General features: G+C 77.1%; 1 protein-coding gene. It reads left to right on the forward strand.

Going from position 1 to position 1,881, the window contains the following annotated elements; all coding sequences use genetic code 11:
* The coding region (locus tag RIM90_RS31465; RefSeq protein ID WP_309064140.1) for an SDR family NAD(P)-dependent oxidoreductase at positions 1–1,881 on the forward strand (1,881 nt) is incomplete at both ends.

Here is a 1,881-nt window from a genome sequence, read left to right on the forward strand (position 1 = left end):
TCGGCGTCAGCCCGTCCTTCCTCATCCCCGTGGCGCGGGACGCCGTCCCCAAGACGGAGATCGGCAAGATCCAGCGCACCAGGCTCCGCAAGAGCTTCGAGGCGGGCGACTTCGACGACGAGGTGCGCCGGACCCAGCTGCTGCTGGGCACCGCGGCCACCGTCCCCGACTGGTTCCTGCGCCCGGTGTGGCAGCGCGCGGAACGCCCCGCTGCCCGTCCCGCGGCGTCCGGCCGGCACACCCTCGTCCTCGCGGGCGGCGACCCGCGGGCCGGCGCACTCGCACAACGGCTCGCCGACGCGCTGCGCTCCGCCGGGGGCCTGTGCACGGTGGTCTCCGAAGGACCGTCGTACACCCGGATCGACGCCGCGCACTACCGCGTCCGGCCCGCCGAGGAGTCCGACTACGCCGCGCTGCTGGACCGGCTGGAGCACGACCAGCGGCCCGTCGACGCCGTCCTCCACCTCGACGGACTCCGGGCAGGCCCCCCGGCGGCGCCGGACGACACGACGGGTGCGGAGCGGCTGCTCGCCTTCGCCCGGGCCCTCACCGCCCGGCCCGGCCGGCAGCGCCCCGTGGACCTGGTCCACGTGTCCGCAGGCGCCCAGGCCGTCCGCCCCGGCGACCACCCCTCCCCGCCCCACGCCCTGGCCGGAGCGCTGCTCAAGTCGCTGGCCGAGGAGTGCGGCCGGCTGCGGACCCGGCACCTCGACCTGCCACCGGACGACGGCACCGACCCGCTGGCCCTCCTGACGGCCGAGGCGGCCGCCACCGCGGACGGCACGGACGTGGCGTACCGCGACGGACTGCGCTACGAGCGCCGCCTCGCCCCCCTGCCCGCCAGCCCGCCCCGCACCGAGCCGCCCGCGCACGACGGCTTCACCCTGCTCACCGGAGGCCTCGGCGGCGTCGGCACCGAGATCGCCGCCCACCTGCTGCGCACCCCCGGCACCCGGCTGCTCGTCCTCGGGCGCACCCCGGAGGACGAGGCCCACGCCCTGCCGCGGCTGCGCGAACGCGGAGAGGTGCGCTACGCCCGCGCCGACGTCACCGACGAAGCCCGGGTCCGCGCCGCGGTGGAGGCCGCCACCGAGGCGTGGGGCGTGCCCCTGACGTCGGTGCTGCACCTGGCCGGGGCGCTCGTGGAGCGCCCCGTGGGCGAACTGGACGCCCCCACCTGGCGCCGGGCGCTGGAGGCGAAGGTGCGCGGTGCGTGGATCCTGCACCGGCTCACCGCAGGCCACCCGGTCCACTCCTTCGTCACCTTCTCCTCGGTCAACGGCTTCTTCGGCGGCGCCATGAACGCCGCCTACGCCGCCGCCAACGCCTACCTGGACGCCCTCGCCGGGTACCGCCGCGGCCTCGGCCTGCCCGCGCAGTCGCTCGCCTGGAGCATGTGGCGCGAACGCGGCATGAGCCGCGGCTACGGTCTCACCGCGCTCACCGAGGCCCGGGGCTACCGGCTGCTCGACGTTCCCGCCGCGCTGCGCTCCTTCGACCTCGCCCGCATCCTCGACGAACCGCACCTGCTGGTCGGCGCCGACCGCACCGCCCCCTGGGTGCGCAGCCACGTCGTGGCCCCGGTGCGCCAGACCCGCCGCCTGGCCGCGCGGGTCGGCCTGCAGGACGGCACCGACCTCGGCGCCCTGTACCGCGCCGTCACCGGCAGCGCCCGCGCGGCCGGCCTGGCCGACGACGGATGGACGCTGCGCTCGGCGGGCACGAGCGCTCGCCCGGACGAGACGGAGACGGAAGACGGCCTGCGGCGGCTGGAGAGCCGGCTCGCCGAGGTGTGGTGCGACGTCCTGGGCCGCGACCGGGTGGGCCTGGACGACAACTTCTTCGACCTGGGCGGCAACTCCCTGCTCCTGGTCACCGCCC

The organism is Streptomyces sp. (assembly GCF_031181555.1).
In the GTDB taxonomy this organism is placed as follows: domain Bacteria; phylum Actinomycetota; class Actinomycetes; order Streptomycetales; family Streptomycetaceae; genus Streptomyces; species Streptomyces fimbriatus.